Source organism: Fibrella musci (assembly GCF_041321105.1).
Lineage (GTDB): Bacteria > Bacteroidota > Bacteroidia > Cytophagales > Spirosomataceae > Fibrella > Fibrella musci.
The window spans coordinates 467990-487153 of the sequence record NZ_JBGGWD010000007.1; the positions used below are offsets into that span (position 1 = coordinate 467990).

15 protein-coding genes are annotated in these 19164 nt (G+C 53.0%); 7 read left to right on the top strand and 8 right to left on the bottom strand.

Features of this window, described 5'->3' with window-relative positions; translation table 11 throughout:
- Window positions 1-131: 131 nt before the first annotated feature.
- Window positions 132-1439, top strand: coding sequence for an amidohydrolase family protein (locus ACAW74_RS23980; protein ID WP_370700786.1), 1308 nt, complete (start codon window positions 132-134; stop codon window positions 1437-1439).
- A 101-nt stretch (window positions 1440-1540) separates the two neighbouring features.
- Here the strand turns inward: ACAW74_RS23980 and ispF are convergent, their stop codons facing one another.
- From ispF to ACAW74_RS23995, 3 genes are all read right to left on the bottom strand, one after another.
- Window positions 1541-2020: a 2-C-methyl-D-erythritol 2,4-cyclodiphosphate synthase gene (gene ispF / locus ACAW74_RS23985; protein ID WP_370700787.1), complete on the bottom strand. Its 480-nt coding sequence runs from the start codon at window positions 2018-2020 to the stop codon at window positions 1541-1543.
- Between the two features lie 60 nt (window positions 2021-2080).
- A complete protein-coding gene (locus ACAW74_RS23990; RefSeq protein ID WP_370700788.1) occupies window positions 2081-2761 on the bottom strand; it encodes a hypothetical protein in 681 nt (226 codons plus the stop codon).
- Window positions 2762-2912: 151 nt separating this feature from the next.
- Entirely contained in the window at window positions 2913-4148 is a 1236-nt protein-coding gene (locus ACAW74_RS23995; protein ID WP_370700789.1) for a M16 family metallopeptidase, read from the bottom strand.
- Between the two features lie 124 nt (window positions 4149-4272).
- Here ACAW74_RS23995 and ACAW74_RS24000 point away from each other — a divergent pair, with 124 nt between their 5' ends.
- The gene (locus ACAW74_RS24000) at window positions 4273-5379 is read left to right on the top strand and encodes a tetratricopeptide repeat protein (protein WP_370700790.1); all 1107 of its coding nucleotides are present in this window, start codon (window positions 4273-4275) and stop codon (window positions 5377-5379) included.
- Window positions 5380-5419: 40 nt separating this feature from the next.
- On the opposite strand, the gene ACAW74_RS24005 is transcribed toward ACAW74_RS24000, so the two are convergent.
- On the bottom strand, window positions 5420-5731 hold the full coding sequence (locus ACAW74_RS24005) for a DUF1573 domain-containing protein (protein WP_370700791.1): 312 nt from the start codon (window positions 5729-5731) through the stop codon (window positions 5420-5422).
- A gap of 107 nt (window positions 5732-5838) precedes the next feature.
- On the bottom strand, window positions 5839-6720 hold the full coding sequence (locus ACAW74_RS24010; protein ID WP_370700792.1) for a peptidase associated/transthyretin-like domain-containing protein: 882 nt from the start codon (window positions 6718-6720) through the stop codon (window positions 5839-5841).
- Window positions 6721-7175: 455 nt separating this feature from the next.
- Between ACAW74_RS24010 and ACAW74_RS24015 the strand changes: the two genes are divergently transcribed.
- Together ACAW74_RS24015 and ACAW74_RS24020 are read left to right on the top strand one after the other, a co-directional pair.
- Window positions 7176-7424, top strand: a complete 249-nt coding sequence (locus ACAW74_RS24015) for a hypothetical protein (protein ID WP_370700793.1) — start codon at window positions 7176-7178, stop codon at window positions 7422-7424.
- 58 nt (window positions 7425-7482) lie between these two features.
- Window positions 7483-7950, top strand: a complete 468-nt coding sequence (locus ACAW74_RS24020) for a hypothetical protein (protein ID WP_370700794.1) — start codon at window positions 7483-7485, stop codon at window positions 7948-7950.
- A 161-nt stretch (window positions 7951-8111) separates the two neighbouring features.
- Here the strand turns inward: ACAW74_RS24020 and ACAW74_RS24025 are convergent, their stop codons facing one another.
- The gene (locus ACAW74_RS24025) at window positions 8112-9695 is read right to left on the bottom strand and encodes a DEAD/DEAH box helicase (protein ID WP_370700795.1); all 1584 of its coding nucleotides are present in this window, start codon (window positions 9693-9695) and stop codon (window positions 8112-8114) included.
- 249 nt (window positions 9696-9944) lie between these two features.
- On the bottom strand, window positions 9945-14186 hold the full coding sequence (locus ACAW74_RS24030; RefSeq protein ID WP_370700796.1) for a T9SS type A sorting domain-containing protein: 4242 nt from the start codon (window positions 14184-14186) through the stop codon (window positions 9945-9947).
- 226 nt (window positions 14187-14412) lie between these two features.
- On the opposite strand from ACAW74_RS24030, the gene hisG reads away from it, so the two are divergent.
- The 3 genes from hisG to ACAW74_RS24045 all read left to right on the top strand — a co-directional run bounded on the left by hisG (window position 14413) and on the right by ACAW74_RS24045 (window position 18231).
- The gene (hisG, locus tag ACAW74_RS24035) at window positions 14413-15273 is read left to right on the top strand and encodes an ATP phosphoribosyltransferase (protein ID WP_370700797.1); all 861 of its coding nucleotides are present in this window, start codon (window positions 14413-14415) and stop codon (window positions 15271-15273) included.
- Between the two features lie 119 nt (window positions 15274-15392).
- Window positions 15393-16667 carry a histidinol dehydrogenase gene (gene hisD, locus ACAW74_RS24040; RefSeq protein WP_370700798.1) on the top strand — a complete coding sequence of 425 codons (1275 nt, stop codon included), beginning with the start codon at window positions 15393-15395 and terminating at the stop codon, window positions 16665-16667.
- A gap of 196 nt (window positions 16668-16863) precedes the next feature.
- Window positions 16864-18231 (top strand): hypothetical protein, encoded by a 1368-nt coding sequence (locus tag ACAW74_RS24045; RefSeq protein ID WP_370700799.1) that lies wholly within the window; start codon window positions 16864-16866, stop codon window positions 18229-18231.
- Here ACAW74_RS24045 and ACAW74_RS24050 read toward each other — a convergent pair.
- Complete coding sequence (locus ACAW74_RS24050) at window positions 18164-18577, bottom strand: hypothetical protein (protein WP_370700800.1); 414 nt, start codon at window positions 18575-18577, stop codon at window positions 18164-18166. The genes ACAW74_RS24045 and ACAW74_RS24050 overlap by 68 nt on opposite strands.
- Window positions 18578-19164 lie beyond the last annotated feature (587 nt).

Below are 19164 nucleotides of genomic sequence, written 5' to 3' on the forward strand. Positions count from 1 at the left end.
CGCATGGGAATGCGTCTCCCACGCGTAAGCAACAGCCTGTTCGCCTCCTTTACATAAGCCTTAGGCAAGGTCAGACTAGTTAAAACCATCCGGTAGTGAGACGCATAGGAATGCGTCTCTACGGCAACACTATGAAACACATTCTCACAACCATATTGTCGCTGGCGGCGCTTACGGGCGCGCTGGCACAAAACCCCGCCCCGGCGCGGCCGCAGGAGCGGCCCATCGCGCTGCTGGGCGGCACCATCCATACCGGCACGGGGCAGGTCATCCCGAACGGCTACATCACCTTTGACAAAGGCGTGATTCAGGGCGTGGGCGACGCCACGACCGTGCGCCTCAACACTGATCAATATCAGGTGATCGACGTGGCGGGCAAACACGTTTACCCCGGCCTGATCTCGCCCTCGTCGCTGGTGGGGTTGCAGGAAATTGCGTCGGTGCGGGCCACCGTCGACTCGCGCGAGATTGGCGTGCTGAACCCCAACGTGCGGGCGCTGATCGCTTACGATACCGATTCGGAAGTAATCCCGACGATCCGCAACAACGGCATCCTCATCACACAAGCCATGCCGCTGGGGGGTACCGTATCGGGCTCGTCGTCGATTATGCACACCGACGGCTGGAACTGGGAAGATGCCGTCCTGAAAAAAGACGACGGGCTGTGGCTCAACTGGCCCGGCTATTACGCCCGCAACTTCGACTTCGAGACGTTTGAAGCCTCTATCAAGAAAAACGACAAGCGCGACGAAACACTGCGATCGTTGCAGGCCACGTTTGCCGAAGCGAAAGCCTACGCCGAAACGACGCCCGCTCCCGCGCCGGTAAATCTGCGTTTCGAGGCAATGCGGGGCCTGTTCAACGGCACCCAGAACCTGTATGTGCGTGCCGATTACGCCAAAGACATCATCGAGGCCGTGCGGTTCGCCAAAGCGGCGGGCGTTCCCAAGGTGGTGATCATCGGTGGCGAAGAGGCCGACAAAGCCGCGTCGTTCTTGAAAGAAAACAACGTACCTGTGCTGCTAAGCGCGCTGCACCGCCTGCCCAACCGGCAAGACGAAGCCGTTGATCTCCCCTACCGAATGCCGGGGATTCTGCAAAAAGCGGGCGTGCTGGTGGGCCTCAGCTACGGCGAAGAGTGGTGGCGCACGCGGAACCTGCCGTTTCTGGCCGGTACAGCAGTCGGCTTCGGGGTGTCTGACCGTGAAGAGGCGCTGAAGATGGTAACGGCCAACACCGCCAAAATCCTGGGTATCGATCAGCTCGTAGGTACGTTGGAAAAAGGCAAACAGGCGACCATCGTGGTCTCGAAAGGCGACATTCTGGACATGCGCACCAACGTGGTGGAACAGGCTTTCATCCAGGGCCGTCAGGTGAATCTCGATGACAAGCACAAGCGCCTGTATAACAAGTTCAAAACCAAATACGGGCAGAAGTAAAGGCGTTCAATGTCCAAGGTCCAACGTTTAACGTTAGTTCACGCTTACGAAGGTTAAGCGCGAAGCAACGTTAAACGTTGGACCTTGGACATTGAACGCCTTTATTGCTTCTCAATCAACGCCACGCAGAAACCGGCGATGCCTTCCTGCCGACCGACGAAGCCCATGTGCTCGGAGGTCGTGGCTTTGATGGCGACATCGGCTTCAGGTACGTTCATCACCTTGGCGAGGCAGGTTTTCATGGCCGGAATGTGCGGGTTCAGCTTGGGTTCCTGCAACACCACCGTCACATCGACGTTGCCGACTTCCCAACCCTCGGCCCGAATCATCCGCATCACCTCGGCCAGCAGTTCTTTGCTGTCGACGCCTTTCCAGCGCGGGTCTTTGTCGGAAAAATGATAGCCAATATTCCGCATGTTGGCCGCCCCCAGCAGCGCGTCGCAGATCACATGACAGATAATGTCGGCATCGGAATGCCCGTAGGCGCCGTGCGTATGCGGAATCTGGATGCCCCCCAGCCAGAAGGGGTGCCCCGCTACTAATTTATGGACATCGTAGCCCTGTCCAACGCGTATTTTCATAACCAGTCAATAGCAGAATGGCCACAAACATACGGCCATTCCGGCACGACCACGTACCCCTCACGGTAAGCCCCGCCTGATCTGCGCCAGGTACGTAAAATTGTTATTGGTCGAATATTCGGTAAAGGCCAGCGAACCAGGCGCGAAGACGATGTTCTCCCAAAACGTGTAGACCGTCTGCTGTTCAAAAATGATCTTAGTCCGCTCGGGGTCCTGAAATGACCACGTAAACGAGGCGGGCGTGCCCGTATTGGTGTTCGTACCCGTGCCGTTGGCGTTGAACGTGATATAATACGAGTTATCAAAATTGATCGTATTGTTGGGCGCACCGCGTTTATAGTAGTTCAGCACGTTACCAAAATTGGAGCGGTGTTCGTTGATCCGCCACGTACCGCTTGTCAGGATGGTAACCGGGTCGGCGGTGATGGGGGTGCAGGGGTCAGAGCCGAGCCGCAGTTGTGCGTCGGCGCCAAACAACAGCCGCCCGCCAGTGCCGTATCGAACAGCAAACGCCTGCTCAACCCGATTGGCTTCGATCGTGATGACATGGTTGATAACGACCAGGTCGTTAAGCGCCGGTACGTGCCCCCCTACCCAGGTAGTCGTGTTGTTCCAGACACCCGCCTGCGCGGTGGTGTAGGTATTGCTGAGCAGCTGGGTAACGCGGGGTTTGGCCGCCACCGGTGCACTAGCCAATCCTAGGAAAAAGAAGAGACAAAAAGCTAAATACAGACGAGGCATAAACTTACGGATGGGTTAGCATTGTGACTACGAATCAAGCGATTAGTTAAGTAAACTAGTCACAATCCGGCTCCACTCCCGTAAGGGATTATCCAGTGGTATGCCCGCCCTTCGTAGGGCCTTTACGACCATACAAAGGGCGGGCCTTGGCTCAGGCGCGGCGGTAGTAGAGCGTCGAGCTGTTTTCGGGTCGCAGAATCTGCTGGGCCATCGACCGAAGGCCATCGGCCGTGACAGCCTGAATCTTGTCAGCCTCCTGATTGACCCATTCCGGATCGCCCGCGTTAGCGGCAAAGGCGAGGTTCATGGCCCGGTTCAGCAATTCTACCTCCGAAAACGCCATCGTCGATTCAGCCTGATTTTTCACCTTCATCAGTTCCTCGTCAGGTACGTTGCTGTCGATCAATTCCTGAAGTACGTTCTGCACGGCAGCATCGGCTTCTTCGAGCGTTACGCCTTCGTTGAGGTTCCCCTGCACCAGTAGCAGGCCGGGGTCGAGCGAGGCCGTGATGTAGGCACCCACGTTGCTAAAAATAGCTTCTTCCTTCAGCAGCTTGCGGTACAGCCGCGACGATTTACTGCGCCCCAGCACGTCGCTGAGCAGATCGGCCGTCTGAAAATCGGCAGCAAACCGGCCCGGCATATGGTAGGCTTTATAGAGCGCGTTGAGCGGCACGTCGGCGGTGGTTTCCAGGAAACGCGCTTCCGATTGGGCGGGCTCGGCGGGCAGGTTACGGATGTATTCCTTACCCGCCGGGATCGGCTCGAACCACTTTTTGCAGAGTTGTTTTACCTGCTCAGTAGTCACGTTGCCCGCCACCACCAGAATGGCGTTGTTGGGTACGTAGTACTTGAAGAAAAAGGCCTTCACGTCGTCGAGCACGGCGTTTTCAATATGGCTGATGTCTTTGCCGATCGTAGCCCAGCGGTAGGGGTGCTGTTGGTAGGCCAGGGGGCGCATTTTCAGCCAGACATCGCCGTAAGGCTGGTTGAGGTAGCGCTGATTGAACTCCTCGATGACCACTTTCTGCTGCACGTCGAGCACCTGCTGATCGAACGACAGGCTCAACATCCGGTCCGATTCAAGCCAGAAGGCCGTTTCGAGATTAGCCGAGGGGAGCGTGATGTAATAATTGGTGATGTCGGCGCTGGTGAAGGCGTTGTTTTCACCACCAACCCGTTGCAGGGGTTCGTCGTAGGTGGGAATGTGCCGCGAGCCACCAAACATCAGGTGCTCAAACAGGTGGGCAAAACCGGTGCGCTCGGGGTCTTCGTCGCGCGAGCCGACATTGTATAAAATATTGACGGCGGCCATTGGCGTGCTGGCATCTTCGTGCACAAATACCCGCAGGCCATTATCCAGTACAAACTGATCGTATCGAATCATAATAAACGTTTCATCACAAAAGTAAGTTTGACGGTTGGGGTTTGGTATTCGGTGGTAACCGATGAACATGGGATCAGGGCGCAAGCCAGCCGTACAGGCCAAACCTCGGCTGTCAAACTTACTTATGAAACACCTGCCGCTGCTTTTTCTTCTCCTGCTTGCCCCATTTTTTGCGCCTGCTCAGATCCTGAACGACCCCGCCGCGCAGCAAACCGTCACCAAAGTACTCGATAACGCCTATAATTACGAATTTGCCGAGGCAGGAACGTACCTGCGGCAGCTTCAGACCCGCTACCCGCAAAGCCCCGTGGTGCCAGTGCTGCGGGCGCTGATTCTGTACTGGCAGAACCTGCCTATCAGCGAGAGCCGAACGGTGACGAACCAGTATGTGCAACAGGTCGATGCCGCCATCAAGGGTGTAGAGCAACTGATCGCCAAAAATGAGAACGACCCCGAAGCCATCTTTCTTGGCCTGACCGCTCACGGCTATATGGCCATGAAACACAACTTCGACAACGAAAGCCTGAAAGCTGTTGGCGAGTCGCGGAAGGCCTATGTGTACATGAAAGACGGCTTCCAGCTGATGGATAAGAACGTCGAGTTTTACTTCTCAACGGGACTCTACAACTACTACGTCGAACGCTACCCCATCGACCACCCCGTGGTGAAGCCCTTTATGGTCTTCTTCAAGGACGGCGACATCAACCTGGGCCTGCGCCAGATGGAAACAGCCGCCAAACGGGCCCTGTTCACCCGCCCCGAAGCCAACCTGTATCTGGCCCACATCTACGTGAAACACGAGACCAATTTTCCCAAGGCCGTCGAGCATTTGGATTACCTGGTCGATCACTACCCCAAGAACCCCATCTTCCTGCTCAGGTACGTAGAGGCGCTGCTGCTGGCGGGCAGATACTCCGAAGCCGAGGCGGCCCTGAAGCGGCTCAAGACCATGCAGCACAAGCTGTTGCCCGCCGCCATCCATACATTTGAGGGGCTCTTGGCCGAGAAAGCCGAGAAGAACGATGCCGAAGCGGGTCGGTCCTATCAGGCCGCACTGAAACAGCCGGTCAACATTGCTTTCACGCAGGAAGAACACGGCCTTGCCTACGCCGGACTGGCCCGCATTGCCGCCCGGGCCGGCAATCCCACCCAAGCCAAAGCGTATTACAAAAAAGCCCTCGACGTAGCCGAGTACAAGTTCGTTATCCGCGAAGCGAAAGCGTATCGGTAATTAATTATGTATTGGCCGAAAAGCTACATTCATAATCTCGCTAATGATGCGCTTTCTGAACAACACTTTTTATACTCAATTGATGCAGCGGTGGGTCTGTATTCATTTCTACATCTACTGTTCTAACCTGCTCCCCAACTGTCCCTTTTGGATTAAAGCTTACGCTAATTGAATCTATCGAATTTGGCCTGATTTTAGAATGTGGCTCGTCAACAACAGTGCATCCACAATGCACTGTTATACTTGAAATTACTAGGTCATTAACACCTTCATTTTTAAAGACGAAGGCTTTTCGAACAGTGTCTTTGTCGCTAATTAAGCCAAAATCATGCTTCATTTCTATAAATTTCACTTTCGTGATTTGACTTATACTATCTCCGTCGAAAGATCGAAACGTCTTTTTCTTTTCGAGCTTATGACAGGCTGCAAGTAGCCCGAAGACTAAAAATATGTATACCCTCATAGCCGTACAGTTATATTTAGCATCATCACTATGTCTTTGTCTAAATTGGTCGTATATTTTCGCCAACTACTGTTGTCAACGCGAATGAACATAGCTGACACTTTTGCTACAACAAGTCCTATACTATTTCCATATCGATCAACTAATGAAGGATCTTCTGGCTTAAGTTTTGTTGAGGCAATTTTATAGGCAAATCGCTCATCGGCTGGCGTAAACCAATCTACGGAAGCAAAAAAACCTTCGGCTGGAAAAATAATATTATATTCTTCTAAAGAAACCTTCAGCCACTTGCCTTTTCGTTTTCCTTTCGCAACAATCGATGTTGTTGTCAACTCCTCACCTGGTTTACCATCATTATTCTTGTAAAAACGTAATCGAAAAGGGGTTCGTTTATTACCAAGAACACCAACGAATACAGAAACATCTTTGACATAACCCGATGTCCCTTCATCATTATATATATAAGTAGCAAGCTCCGTTAAATAACTATTAGGTGTAAAAACTACTGTAGCATTCTCTTGAGTAGGACCAAATATTTTTTCCTTGTTTGTACTCGAAAGAACAACCATTTCCTGTAAGGGAATAGGGCGTTCTTTAAGGTAGATAGTGAATGAACTTTTGGGGCAAGCTATCGTTAAGCCATAGAACCCTATAGCAGAAACGGCTACACTATCTACTTTTCCTAAATCATAGTCTATAAGAAAATCTCCTCTCTCATTAGAAGAAGTACCAGTTAAAATATTGTTGCCATTTTTAAGAAGTATCGTGGCAAAAGGAATAGGCTTATTATCTGACTTATTCAGAACCAAACCTGATAGTTGCTGGCCAAAGCTTGATAGTTCACAAAGGAATAGTAGAAAAGCGAACGAATATTTCATAAAAAATGGGCAACCTCTCTCGACGTTGCCCAACTAATTTAGCAGATTAAGATGGATTCGTATCTCCTACACAAGCATTAGCTCCAGGATTATTGCTCGAACACGGATGAGTAGAGACCGTTGTCGAAACAGGAATCCACAGAAACCATGTTGTTTCAGTAATAGTCCAGGAACACTGTCCATTTGAGTCAACAGATTGTGTAGCCGAACAGGTAGTACCAAACCCTTTTGCATAAGCACCTGTAACAGTTACGCTTACAATACATAGAACAAGCACTAATCTGAGTACACTGTTTTTACGTTTCATAATATTACTTAGTGTTAAATACACTGCTAAATAAGTATGTGTTAATATTCATTCAAAGTCAAGTACCTTTAATTGGCTATTTAATTTATTAAACGGTAATCATTAAATACTATTTTGCATACAATGTAGGTCAATCTTGGCTGAAGACATGAGAGAAGATCTGGTTAGTCTTAACAGGAATCTGAAGGCTGTTGGCGAGTCGCGGAAAGCCTATGTGTACATGAAAGACGGCTTCCAGCTGATGGATAAGAACGTCGAGTTTTACTTCTCAACGGGGCTCTACAACTACTACGTCGAACGCTACCCCATCGGCCACTCCGTTAAGCTAACGCAGCCTGCTCTTAAAACAAGTCTAAAGAGTATAAAACACATACAGAGCCAGTTTGTATGTTACTGATTTATTGGCCCCTTACCGAAGAGACGAACGAACTTAACAAGCCAACTTCGCTCGACAAATGAAAGCAACATCGACAGATAGAAAGACCGTTCAAGTCACAGAAAATGGAGAGCTGATCGGGCAGCTGATTTACGACAATTTGTTTTCGCTCGCCGTTAACATCAGGATGGCTAATTCCGAAGTCTATACGGTCAAGCCCGTTGGCTTTTTCGGCACCACCATTACTGTAACAAAAGCCGGGGTAGACGTAGCCACCTTGAAAATGAACTGGCATGGCCAAATCATTTTTGCATTTCAGGACGGAGAGGAATTTGCGCTAAAAGCCAAAGGCCTATTTTACAACAAGTTCGTTATCGAAAACAAGGACGAAGAACAGGTGCTGCAACTCGATCCAAAATTCAATTGGAGTAAGTTCGATTACAGCTACGACATCGCCTACGAGGGGAAGCCACAGAACAGATTACTCGTGATGCTCGGTGTGTATGCGTCAAACTATTTAATAGCGACGATGTCGGGAATGGTCTAGATGACCGAGAGATAGTGGTCCGGCAATGATCAGCCTACCCCAATCCGACACGGCGTCGACGGTCATTCGCCAGTTGCACGGATGTATCAAAAAAGCAGCTGGGTCAATCGAGGTTTGACGCCTTCGATTGACCCAACTGCTTTTTTGATTGACTTCGCTAATTAAGCGGCGTTCGCTTCGGTGGTAGACGGCGCAGACACAGAGGCGCCTTCGGGGCGTGGCCCACGGCGGCGTTTTTTCCGGCGGGGTTTGGTCGAACCCTCCGGCCGGTTAACAGTGCCTTCCACCGTAGCGTCCGCACCGGCTTCAGCAGGGTGGACGACCGCCGACTCACCTGCCGGACGTTGACCACGGCGGCGGTTATTACGCTTGCGGGTACGTTGTTCGTTCGGTGTCGTTGCCTCGGCCATCGGCGTGGTTTCAGCATTCGGGCTTACCTCACCCTCGGCGGCTACTGATGCCTCCGGACGGGGCGAACGCTCGCCACTAGGCCGTCGACCATCGCGGCCCCGACCACCAGCCCGGCGATCTGATCCTGACCCTGTGCGGCTCCGGCCATCACGACCACGGCTGAACGGGCCCGGTTCGTCGCGAACGCCAGCTACAGGTGCCGGGCCCAGACCCAGGGCTTCGGTCACACTCTGCCGGTCGAGTTTACGCTCGATGAGCTTTTCGATCCGGCCGAGCTTGTTCATATCGGCCTCATTGACAAACGTAATAGCCGTGCCCGTAGTCGAGGCGCGGGCTGTGCGGCCAATGCGGTGTACATAGTCTTCGGCGTCGCGGGGTACGTCGAAATTGACCACGTGGGTAATGTTGTCTACGTCGATCCCGCGCGACAGCACGTCAGTGGCGACGATGATCTGGAGTTGCTTGTTTTTAAACTCGCGCAGCACCACTTCGCGCTCTTCCTGTTCCAGATCCGAGCTGATGCCTTTGGCCTGATAGCCCCGCTTGGCCAGCGCCCGCACGATGGCGTTCACTTCCGATTTGCGCGAGGTAAACAAGACCATGCTTTTCACATCCATCTGACCCATCAGGTGCTCGAGCAGCGGGAGTTTCTGATGATCTTTCGCCAGATAAACCTGCTGATCAATACCCGCCGCCGGCTTCGACACCGACAGCCGGATTTCCTCAGGCTGTTGTAGAATACGGTCGGCAAAGGAGCGAATTTTGGGGGGCATCGTCGCCGAGAACAGCAGCGTCTGGCGCTTGGTGGGCAGAATCTTAACGATCTTCAGGATATCGTCGGAGAAGCCCATGTCGAGCATTTTGTCAGCTTCATCGAGCACGAGGTAATCGAGCTTATCGAAGTTGACGTAGCCCAATTGCATGTGTGCCAGCAAACGGCCCGGCGTGGCAATAATGATATCGGCTCCGGTCTCAAGGGCGCGGCGTTGTTTGTCCCACTCATCGCCTTTGCCACCGCCATAGATGGCGATGCTCGTAGCCGATACGAAATAGCTAAACCCTTCTACCTGATCGTCGATCTGCTTGGCCAGCTCACGCGTAGGCACCAACACCAGTGTGCTGGTATGGTCGTGGTTGGCGTGAGCGATCCGATCGAGCAGGGGAATCAGGAAAGCCGCTGTCTTGCCGGTGCCGGTTTGGGCGCAGGCGATCAAGTCTTTGCCTTCGAGAATAAGGGGGATGGCCTGTTCCTGAATAGGGGTAGCCTGTTTGTAATTCATGGCATCCACACCCGCCCGCAGGTCGTCGTGGAGGTTAAAGTCCTGGAATGTCAAGGTTGCAGCGTTGAAAAAGTTATGAGTACGCTGACCTTTTGCTCCTGGCCAGCTAACCGCTTGATTATGAAACAAAGGTAAGACAAAAGCCGTTCCGGCAGGTTTACCAGCTGGCTATCCGCAATTTAGCCGGAAATCGGCAGGTACAATACCCTCTGTGCCAACTATCTGTCGGACCATGCTAGGGTCACGCTTCAGGCATGTTAGTAGCGATTCACTCGCAACCAGATGATCGGTTTTACAAAGGGCTTACTGTTTCACGACCTTAAACTGACTACGACGGCCTTGCTGCTCGGCTGTCAGAATGTAAAGGCCGCTGGGCAGTTGGCTCAGGTCGAGCGTATGTTGCAATTGCCGCTGGTGGGAGCTCACCCCCACACTCTGCACCAACGTACCCAGCAGACTACGAAGCGACAACTGCACCGGTCCGTCGGCGGGTAGCTCACCGGCCACCTGCAAGCTGCCGACCGTGGGGTTAGGCCACACACGTACCTGCACGGCGAGTGGCTCCGTTGCCAACAGGCGCGAGACGGCGATCAGGGCTGTACCACTCGCTGTGCCTACCCCACACTGACTATTGCGCACTTCGGTAATCCGGTAGTTTGTCGTCGTGTCGGGCCGGACGGTCAGGCTGTAGGGGCTCTGCGCAGCAATAAAGGAACGGGGCCCCTGCGCATCGGCAATCGTAAGCTGCCAGGGGCCCGCTCCGGTCATCGTTACCAGCAGGCGGGTCGAGTCGCCTTTCATGATCGTATTGTTGCCCGTCAGCACAGCCGTTGGCGTAGGCCGAATCTGAACAGCGTTACGCAAGGAGGCTCCCAGATGAACCGGATCGGAACTGCCTATGCGGAGCAGATACCTGTCTCCCACGGGCGCATCGACAGGCACCGTAATGGTCAGCACATCGCCTTTACTGATGGTGGGCAACGTCAGGCGGTTTACGCCCGTCGAATCGGTCAGGTAAGCAGTAAATACATTGTTAGCCCCAAACGTACCACTAGCCGAGATGGGTAGCGTGTATGTTCTGCCCATGCACAACAGGTTGAGTGCGGTGATGGCTTTGGGATCGGCCTCGATGCGTACTGCTGAAGCGGGCAACACCGTGATTGAGGCGCTCCCCGTCACACGCCCTGATCCGCACTGATTAGCGGCTCCCAGCAGTGTATATGTACCCGTTTCAACCCGAGGCAGCGTCAGCACCGACGCATACGTACCCACGAGCGCCGATACTCCACTAGGCGAACTAAGCGTAAGGCTGTAAGGCCCAGCATTGGTATTGACTTTCAGTGGTAACGTCGGGACGGCATCGGCGTACACCACGGCACGGGCAGGCCCCAGCGTGAGACTAAGTGGCTGTTGTACCGTAAATGTCGCCACCTGACTCAATGGCTCTACTGGCAGGGCCGACTCATACACCAGCGAATAGGAGCCAGGCGGCATGGCCGGGCTCAGCGAAAATGAGTACGTACCTGAAGCTACGGTCGTTTGCGTCAACAGTGTTTTGGTCGCCCGGCCATCGGTCAAATACAACGACAGCGAATTATCCGATGTAATGTCGGTTGCTACATACGTTACCGCAACGGTTTCACCCGTGCAGTAAGCCGTTTTATTGGTGACGAACTGACTTAACGTCGGTTTTCGCACGACCCGAACCGACCCACTTCCCGATCCGTATCCACACTGATTAGATGCTGAAACAATCGTGTATATCCCCGGTGAAGTGACATAGTACTGATCAGATTCTCCGATGCTGACAGTCTGACCCGTGTACTGATTACGGATGAGTACATTTCTGGACGAATTTGATAAGTTGATCGCCTGAACAGGCAGCGAAACGCCGTCAAAGCCGACCAGACTGACAATCGCCTGACCAGAAGGGCTGCTCAGGCGCAGGCTGGGTGGCGTTTGTATCCATGCAGCACTGGTTGTCCCAGCCAGCGTATCTCCCGTAGGCAGTAGGCCTACTACTCGGTAAAAGGCTCGCTTATTGTCGAATATCGCCGGAAACTGCGTTGACAGCAGATTACCTGACCGGGAGGTGGGCAGCCGTTGCCAGTTTTCTTGATCCAGCGAAGCTTGCACCACAAAAGTGGTGTTTGGCGGCACGGTTCCAGTCACGCTGAATGGAATCTGGATGGGCAATCCCGCGCAACTAATCGCTGGCGTTCCCGTAACAATTGTCGACGATGCCACCGCCACCTGTTTAACCGGTGGGTTAGGAAACAGCCGTCCGCAACCGTCGGTTGCCCGTCTGAGGCCGTATACGCCATTCGCATCAACCTGCCAGCCGAGTAGCAGTGTGGCATTACTGTAGCTAAACAGCAGGAAATTTAACTGCGACGTCACGAGACGCTGCGGACTATCATATGTAAAACTGTACGGCGCAGTACCAGACAGCTCATACATTAATTGCATTGATTGACCAGCGACCAGCGTGGCGCTGCCAGCCTCTGAAATGCCACCAGAAATCCCAGTAATCACGTCAGAACGTAGCGCGATCCTCGGCTCATTGTAATAGTTCTGTAGCGTCAGCGGTTCACTTCGCACAACCGGATTCGTCGCTGACAGCCGCACCGTCAGCGATTTCACACTACCCGGCCAGGCAATCGACATAGCCGTTGGCGACGTCGTTGTCAGATAGGCTGGTCCGGTGAAGTTTCCGTTTTGATCGGCAATCTCTAGTTGAAACTGATTATCTGCCGCAAACGTACCTGAGACCGTTGGGTTGATCCAGAACGCCTGACCAGGACAAACAACCTTTGGGCTATACGATTTGCTTTCCGGACGTGTAATAGCACCCGGTTGCAGCACAATCGTTGGCGACTCTGTCGGCTTATCTACGATGAACGCTGCTACGGAACGGGTCGAATCGGTTCCACATTCGGTATGGGTGGCTACTACCGAAAAGGTAGTTGAGCGTGATACATATAGCGGGAAGTTTGTGAAGTTTTCAGACAGGGTAAACCGATGGCCCGAGTTCAACTCCACAACTACGTTATCACTTTGATTAGACGTGTAGCTGAACAACAGGGTTACAAGCCCTGGTGCTATCGTCTGAGGTCCATCACCTTGGAACAATCCGGCTCGTGATTTACCCTTAACAACCAGCGACAATTGGGCGGTGGCAATCAAGTTATCGGATACGAGATCGCGCAGTTCCATCGTCGTATAGCCTGCATTGAAACTATTTGGCAGACGCAGTGGCGCGACAAACGTGAGTTGGCCCGGTTGGGTCTGAACAGCCTCGGTCCATTCCGTTGCCGTCGTCCGAAACCGCATGCGGGCAGGAAGCGAAAAACCAGGGGTGGTCGAGTAATACACCGTCACTGGCGTACCTTCACACACCCGATTCGCCGACACTGAGTCGACCCGTATACCAGGTTTCACGTCCAGTTGAACGCTTCGTTCGCCATACGTAGGTACGTGGCCACAGGTCGATTCAAAAGCGGCAATGCTGAAGGTAGTCGGGCGGTCGACCACGACCGGCACCCATGCGCGTCCGTTTGTTCCTCTCAGGGTAAGCTGCCGACCGTTGCTCAGCGTAACCGTACCATCGGAAACATCGGCATAGTTGACAAAAAAACCCGTAGGCTCCCCGAAGGCCACCGTTGCCGACCCTGTGAGCGACAGGCGGGGTGCAGACAGGTCGCGTGTCAGACTGTAGCCATCCCCTGGGTACCAGAACGCCAGTGTGCGGTTTTTGGCACGAATCAATACCTGATAATTTGCCGCCTTTTTCTGCATCAGCGACGCCGGTACCGTCAGTAATAAGGGACTGCCTGTTCCGCTGATGGGCAGTGTGGCGATGGCCGGATTGCCCGTGCCTTCGTAGAGTTGCGCCTCGAAGGTCAGATCAGCGGGCAGTGGCCCTTCGGTAGCGAAATAAACCGGGATGGTTGCCTCGTCGCACAGCACCACGGGCTTTGCCAGCAAGGCTTTGGTCTGCTGCTCGTTGACCAACACCGTAGCCCGCCCTTCCGACGTGCCCACGCCACAACTATTCTGCACGCTGATAACCGAATAGGAGGTTGTCTTTGTGGGCTTGACCTGAACCTGAGTTGGCGCGTAGTCCGTCAGGTAGGTACCATCCTGCATGACCAGTGAGTAACTGCCGCCACCACTGAAGGTCATGGTCAGATAGGCCGTCTCATAGAGGTTGATCGGGATACTGTCAGCCGAGCTTCCTGTCAGTACTACGTGGGGCTTGTCTTTTAGCCGTAGCAAGACATGGCTGGATGGCCTATTACGCAGTAGGTCGTCGGTAGCCACAATCCGGCAGTAGTAATAAAAGTTAGGGATGGCAGGTGGGGGCAGGGTGATCTGGGCGGGGCTCCCCGTAAATGACGCTGGCTGCTCAACATAGGTCTGCCCATTGTCAGACGACAGTTGTACCCGGAATGTGTTGGTCGCTGAAAACGGTCCCGATGTTGTAAACGACAAATTGATGGGGCTCCCAACACAGCCATCGACAAACTGACCACTTTGTATCATAATGGTTTGCGCCCAACTCAGAACAGGAAGCAACAGAAACCATAAATTAACAAAACGACATATAGTCTTCATACCTGTATGGAGCAAGTCCCTTGTTTCCGGATCAGCAACCCTCACGATTGATAGCTGGGTGTTGCTTCATATGCGTTGCTCTGGAAAAGTAAGCCCCTGTTTACCTCCCGTTTTAGCCCTATCTTTGCACCCGCAAATTTGACCACCTCACCCAATGGCATCACCTATTCGCATTGCGCTCCAGAAATCGGGGCGGCTGAGCGAAGATTCATATCAACTCTTCAAAGCCTGCGGTATTCGCTTCGACTACGGAACGGGCAAGCTCAAATCGGTTTCTTCCAACTTCGCGGCGGAGTTTCTGTTCCTGCGCGATGACGATATCCCTGGGTACGTTGAGGACGGCGTGGCCGACCTCGGCATCGTGGGCGAAAACGTAGCCGTCGAAACAGGCCGCAACGTAACGACCGTCCACCGGCTGGGGTTTTCTAAATGTCGCCTGTCGATCGCCATTCCCCGCGGTGAAACCTATACCGATGTCCGCGACCTTGAGGGCAAAAACATTGCTACGTCGTATCCGCGCCTGCTGGGTACGTACCTAGCCGAACAGGGCGTCAGAGCGGCCATTCATGAGATCAGCGGGTCCGTCGAGATCGCGCCGAGCATCGGCCTGGCCGAGGCCGTGTGCGACATCGTCAGTTCGGGCAGCACGCTGTTGAGCAATGGGCTTAAGGAGGTCGAAACCATCTTCCGTTCGGAAGCCATCATGATCGCGCACCCAGCCCTTTCTGCCGATAAACAGACGCTTCTGGATCAGTTGCTGTTCCGGATCAATGCCGTGCAGGCAGCCAAAAACAATAAATACATTGTGCTGAACGCCCCTAATCACGCCATTCCGTCGATTGCCAAGCTGCTGCCTGGCATGAAGGCCCCCACCGTGACGCCTCTGGCCACGGAAGGCTGGAGCTCGGTGCATTCGGTCATCAACGAAAACGCGTTCTGGGAAAACATAGAAGCCATCCGCGCCGCCGGTGCCGAGGGCATTCTGGTTGTCCCGATTGAGAAAATGATAAACTGAAAAGGAATGTACAATGTATAATGTACGATGTACAATGGTCCTATACTGCGCAGGTACGTTGCCGGAGCAAGCCCATTATACATTGTACATCGTACATTATACATTCTCGTAAGAGCGAGATGCAAATCATTCCTTTCCCGGACCGGGCCGAGTGGCCGCGTCTGTTGGCCCGTCCTACGCAGTCATCGGCACAGATTGAACCCATTGTGGCTCCCATTCTGGCGCAGGTACGTGAGCAGGGCGACACGGCTCTGATTGAACTTGCCGCCCGCTTCGATCAGGTCGATCTGTCGGAGACCGGACTGGCTGTTTCAGCAGCAGAACTGGACGCCGCCGAAGCCCAGTTGAGCGACGACCTGAAAGCGGCTATCCGACAGGCCTATCAAAACATCCGTACGTTTCACGAAGCCCAGAAGCAGCCCGTCGAGAAAATCGAAACCATGCCCGGCGTAACCTGCTGGCGGCGTAGTGTAGGCATAGACAAAGTCGGTATTTATATCCCCGGCGGCACGGCTCCGCTGTTCAGCACCGTACTGATGCTGGGCGTGCCCGCGCAGTTGGCGGGTTGCCGCGAAGTGGCGTTGTGCTCGCCGTCTAATCACCCCGCCATCTACTTTGCAGCCAAACTGGTGGGGGTTACTAAACTCTTCCGCATCGGTGGGGCGCAGGCCATTGCGGCTATGGCCTATGGCACCGAGAGCGTTCCGCAGGTGTACAAGATTTTCGGGCCGGGCAACCAGTTCGTTACTTCCGCCAAAATGCTGGTCGCGAAGGAAGGTACCGCCATCGATATGCCCGCCGGGCCGAGTGAGGTAGCCATCTACGCCGACGACACGGCAGTACCCGCGTTTGTGGCCGCCGATCTGCTGTCGCAGGCTGAGCACGGTGCCGATAGCCAGGTACTGCTCGTGTCGACCAGTAAGAAACTCCTGTCGGCGGTCAACCTGGTGCTTGATACCCAACTCAGCCGCCTACCCCGCCGCGATCTGGCTTCCAAGGCTATTGGCAACAGCAAGGCTATTCTGGTCGATACGTCGGCCGAGGCGGTCGAGTTGCTAAATCAGTATGCGGCCGAGCACCTGATCCTCAGCGTTGCCGACGCCGAAACAGTGGCCGAGCAGATCACCAATGCCGGATCAATTTTTCTGGGCAACTACACCCCTGAATCGGCGGGCGATTATGCTTCGGGGACGAACCACACGCTCCCGACCAACGGTTTCGCCCGCGCTTACAGCGGCGTATCGCTCGACAGTTTTGTGAAGAAAATAACGGTTCAGTCGATTACGCCACAGGGCTTGCAGACACTCGGCCCAATCGTTGAAACCATGGCTGAGGCTGAATCGCTCGACGCCCACAAGCGGGCCGTCAGTATCCGACTAGCTTCGCTCATGTAACTATAAAACGCCGTTTACGACCGTTTACTAATCAGCATCGTTACCCAATAAGGTGTAGGCAGATACAGGCACGATTTTTCATAGCTTGTTTGATGTCTACTTAACCAAGATAACGATGCTGATACCAGTCCCATCAGACCTTTCGTGGCGCGCCCACCTCCAGTGGTCAAACACGACTAGTTTCTGGACAGCTAGGATGGCGATAGCGTTGATTGCCACAGCGTTGACTATCTATTATTGGGTACTCAACCAGTATGCGATCAACGTACCTGTAGCAGACGATTACCAGGCCACACTACAGTTTCTGCTGGATTATGAGGCCAACCCAACTCGTCGATTCGACTTGTTACTGAGCCAGCACAACGAACACCGGATTGTCGTTAGCCGGCTATTGGCGCTGCTGAACTATTCTCTGCTGGGCGAGGCCAATTTCCGTCAGCTCTTATTGTGGCAAAGTCTTTTTCTGGCCGGACTGCTCTGGGCAATCTTACGGTTTATTCGTTTGTGTGGTGTCCGGTTAAGTCCGCAGCAGTTGTTACCGCTCGTGCTGCTGCTGTTTAGCCTGAACACCTGGGAGACGTACCTGTTTGTATCAGGCGGGTCTCAATCTTACCCGGCGCTCCTAGGCATGACCTTAACGCTTATCAGCCTGCATCAGGTCCAAAGACGCAACGGCTGGGGCCAGGTACGTTGGCTAGGGATAGGCACTGCTTGCGCTGTCATTGCCACCTTTTCATTCGGGTGCGGTGCGCTGGCGTGGGCTGGTGGCCTGCTCTTGTTACTGTTATACCAGCGGTGGTATGTCTGCTTGGTTTGGCTGGTAAGTGCCGCGCTAGTTATGATCGCCTATCTTCACGGTTATCAGCCAACGCACCTTAGCCAGCAACCGCTTAACTTATTGCGAGATCATGGCAGTGTATTCGTGCGGTTTGCCCTCTCCTTTCCGGGCGCCAGCTTTCAGGTCCCTTGGACCAACCCTACACTCTGGCAGTTGAATCTGATGGCTTGTTACGCCATCGGTTTGGTCAGCTGGCTCTACTTCGGCTATCTAACGCTGAGTGGATATGCTCGTCGGTACCCACTATTATATACCTTCATTGCATTGTTCTTTGCCGTTGACCTACTCATTGCCTTTTCTCGCTGCCGCATCGGTGTCAACACGGCTTTTAACTCCCGGTATCAGTTGCTATCGGCCATGATCACTATAGGGCTCTACACAACCTTTTTGTTGCGTGACGGGCCTAAGTCTCGAACGGTTATTTACCTAGGTCACTTGGGTCTATTAACAGTATTCTGCTTAACGGCCTATTACCAACCTCAGCAATTGACCTTGCAACATAAGCAGAAGATAACGGGTCTGAGTAATTGGTTGCAGTACGAGACCGCCACCTTATATACGTCGTCCGAACTTCAGACTTCGTCCGGTCACATTTTAAAAAAATGCCGGGCCCGGATTTACAAACCCGAGCCCGACCTAATTACGCTGAAGGCAGCCATTAACGCTGACCCACTTCATCAATATATTTCACCATCCGCTCCAGCTCATCCAACTTCCAGGCGTTGATGTTATGCACCCGAACGTTGAGCTTTTGCAAATCCATATTACACTTCTGATAAAACCGCTGCCGATCATGTACCGGCATCCGGGCTACCAGGCCTGGCACATCGACCAGTTTACTTTTCAAGAGAATAATCGGTTGTTTTGACGCCCCGGTCCAATCGGCAATTTGCTGTAATTCAGCGAAATTCCAGCCACTGGCGTCCCGTTCACGTTGACGCTTGATGGCGGCAGTAAGGCCAATATCGTGATACCAATCGGCACGTTGATGGTTAATTTCTCGTAGCGTCCAGAGCAGTGATCGACGCAAATTCAGGTAGGATAGAATGCACTGTTTTAGTTGTTCTGTCATGGTTAGATAAAGGTATAGAGCAGCCCTTCCGCCCAAATGAGACGTTGCCATCAGCCCGGCAGGGCTACTTAATGAAACATAAAGGACCTGAGTGATTTGCCACACGCAAAACCCTTCAGAAGGAGAATGACCAGGTAACTGGAGAGAGGATTAGCAGACTATCAAGTAACTGCTTAGGTTCGCGTGCTTGCTTCAGGTAGCACACAAGGGATGGAATTACGAACAGGGCGTTCGCTGCACGTATAGGCTCTTCTCATAGATATAAAGTTGGATGTATGACAAGTTCTTCGTCAAATAATATGCCATCAATGCGCATAGTAATCAGCGAGTTACATTTAAAGCAGAACACTTAGCCATAATTACTCATAATGAGTGACCAGACCCAGCGCTATGGCTGAATCGAATTTAGGTACGTATAAATCGCTAGATGATTGTTATTTCATGTAATTTTCCGAATAATTTCTTAAACTATTTTATTTTTCAACTTATTAAAAGACACGCTACAAGCCTTTCTTTAGAGTTACCCAGAAACAGAAATTATCAAGAAAATACATTCAAAAACTTTTGAACGGTCTACACCAATAAAG

Coding starts and splice junctions, on each gene's coding strand:
- ACAW74_RS23980 (WP_370700786.1), top strand. CDS start 132: ATGAAACACATTCTCACAACCATATTGTCGCTGGCGGCGCTTACGGGC.
- ispF (WP_370700787.1), bottom strand. CDS start 2,020: ATGAAAATACGCGTTGGACAGGGCTACGATGTCCATAAATTAGTAGCG.
- ACAW74_RS23990 (WP_370700788.1), bottom strand. CDS start 2,761: ATGCCTCGTCTGTATTTAGCTTTTTGTCTCTTCTTTTTCCTAGGATTG.
- ACAW74_RS23995 (WP_370700789.1), bottom strand. CDS start 4,148: ATGATTCGATACGATCAGTTTGTACTGGATAATGGCCTGCGGGTATTT.
- ACAW74_RS24000 (WP_370700790.1), top strand. CDS start 4,273: ATGAAACACCTGCCGCTGCTTTTTCTTCTCCTGCTTGCCCCATTTTTT.
- ACAW74_RS24010 (WP_370700792.1), bottom strand. CDS start 6,720: ATGAAATATTCGTTCGCTTTTCTACTATTCCTTTGTGAACTATCAAGC.
- ACAW74_RS24015 (WP_370700793.1), top strand. CDS start 7,176: ATGAGAGAAGATCTGGTTAGTCTTAACAGGAATCTGAAGGCTGTTGGC.
- ACAW74_RS24020 (WP_370700794.1), top strand. CDS start 7,483: ATGAAAGCAACATCGACAGATAGAAAGACCGTTCAAGTCACAGAAAAT.
- ACAW74_RS24030 (WP_370700796.1), bottom strand. CDS start 14,186: ATGATACAAAGTGGTCAGTTTGTCGATGGCTGTGTTGGGAGCCCCATC.
- hisG (WP_370700797.1), top strand. CDS start 14,413: ATGGCATCACCTATTCGCATTGCGCTCCAGAAATCGGGGCGGCTGAGC.
- hisD (WP_370700798.1), top strand. CDS start 15,393: ATGCAAATCATTCCTTTCCCGGACCGGGCCGAGTGGCCGCGTCTGTTG.
- ACAW74_RS24045 (WP_370700799.1), top strand. CDS start 16,864: ATGGCGATAGCGTTGATTGCCACAGCGTTGACTATCTATTATTGGGTA.
- ACAW74_RS24050 (WP_370700800.1), bottom strand. CDS start 18,577: ATGACAGAACAACTAAAACAGTGCATTCTATCCTACCTGAATTTGCGT.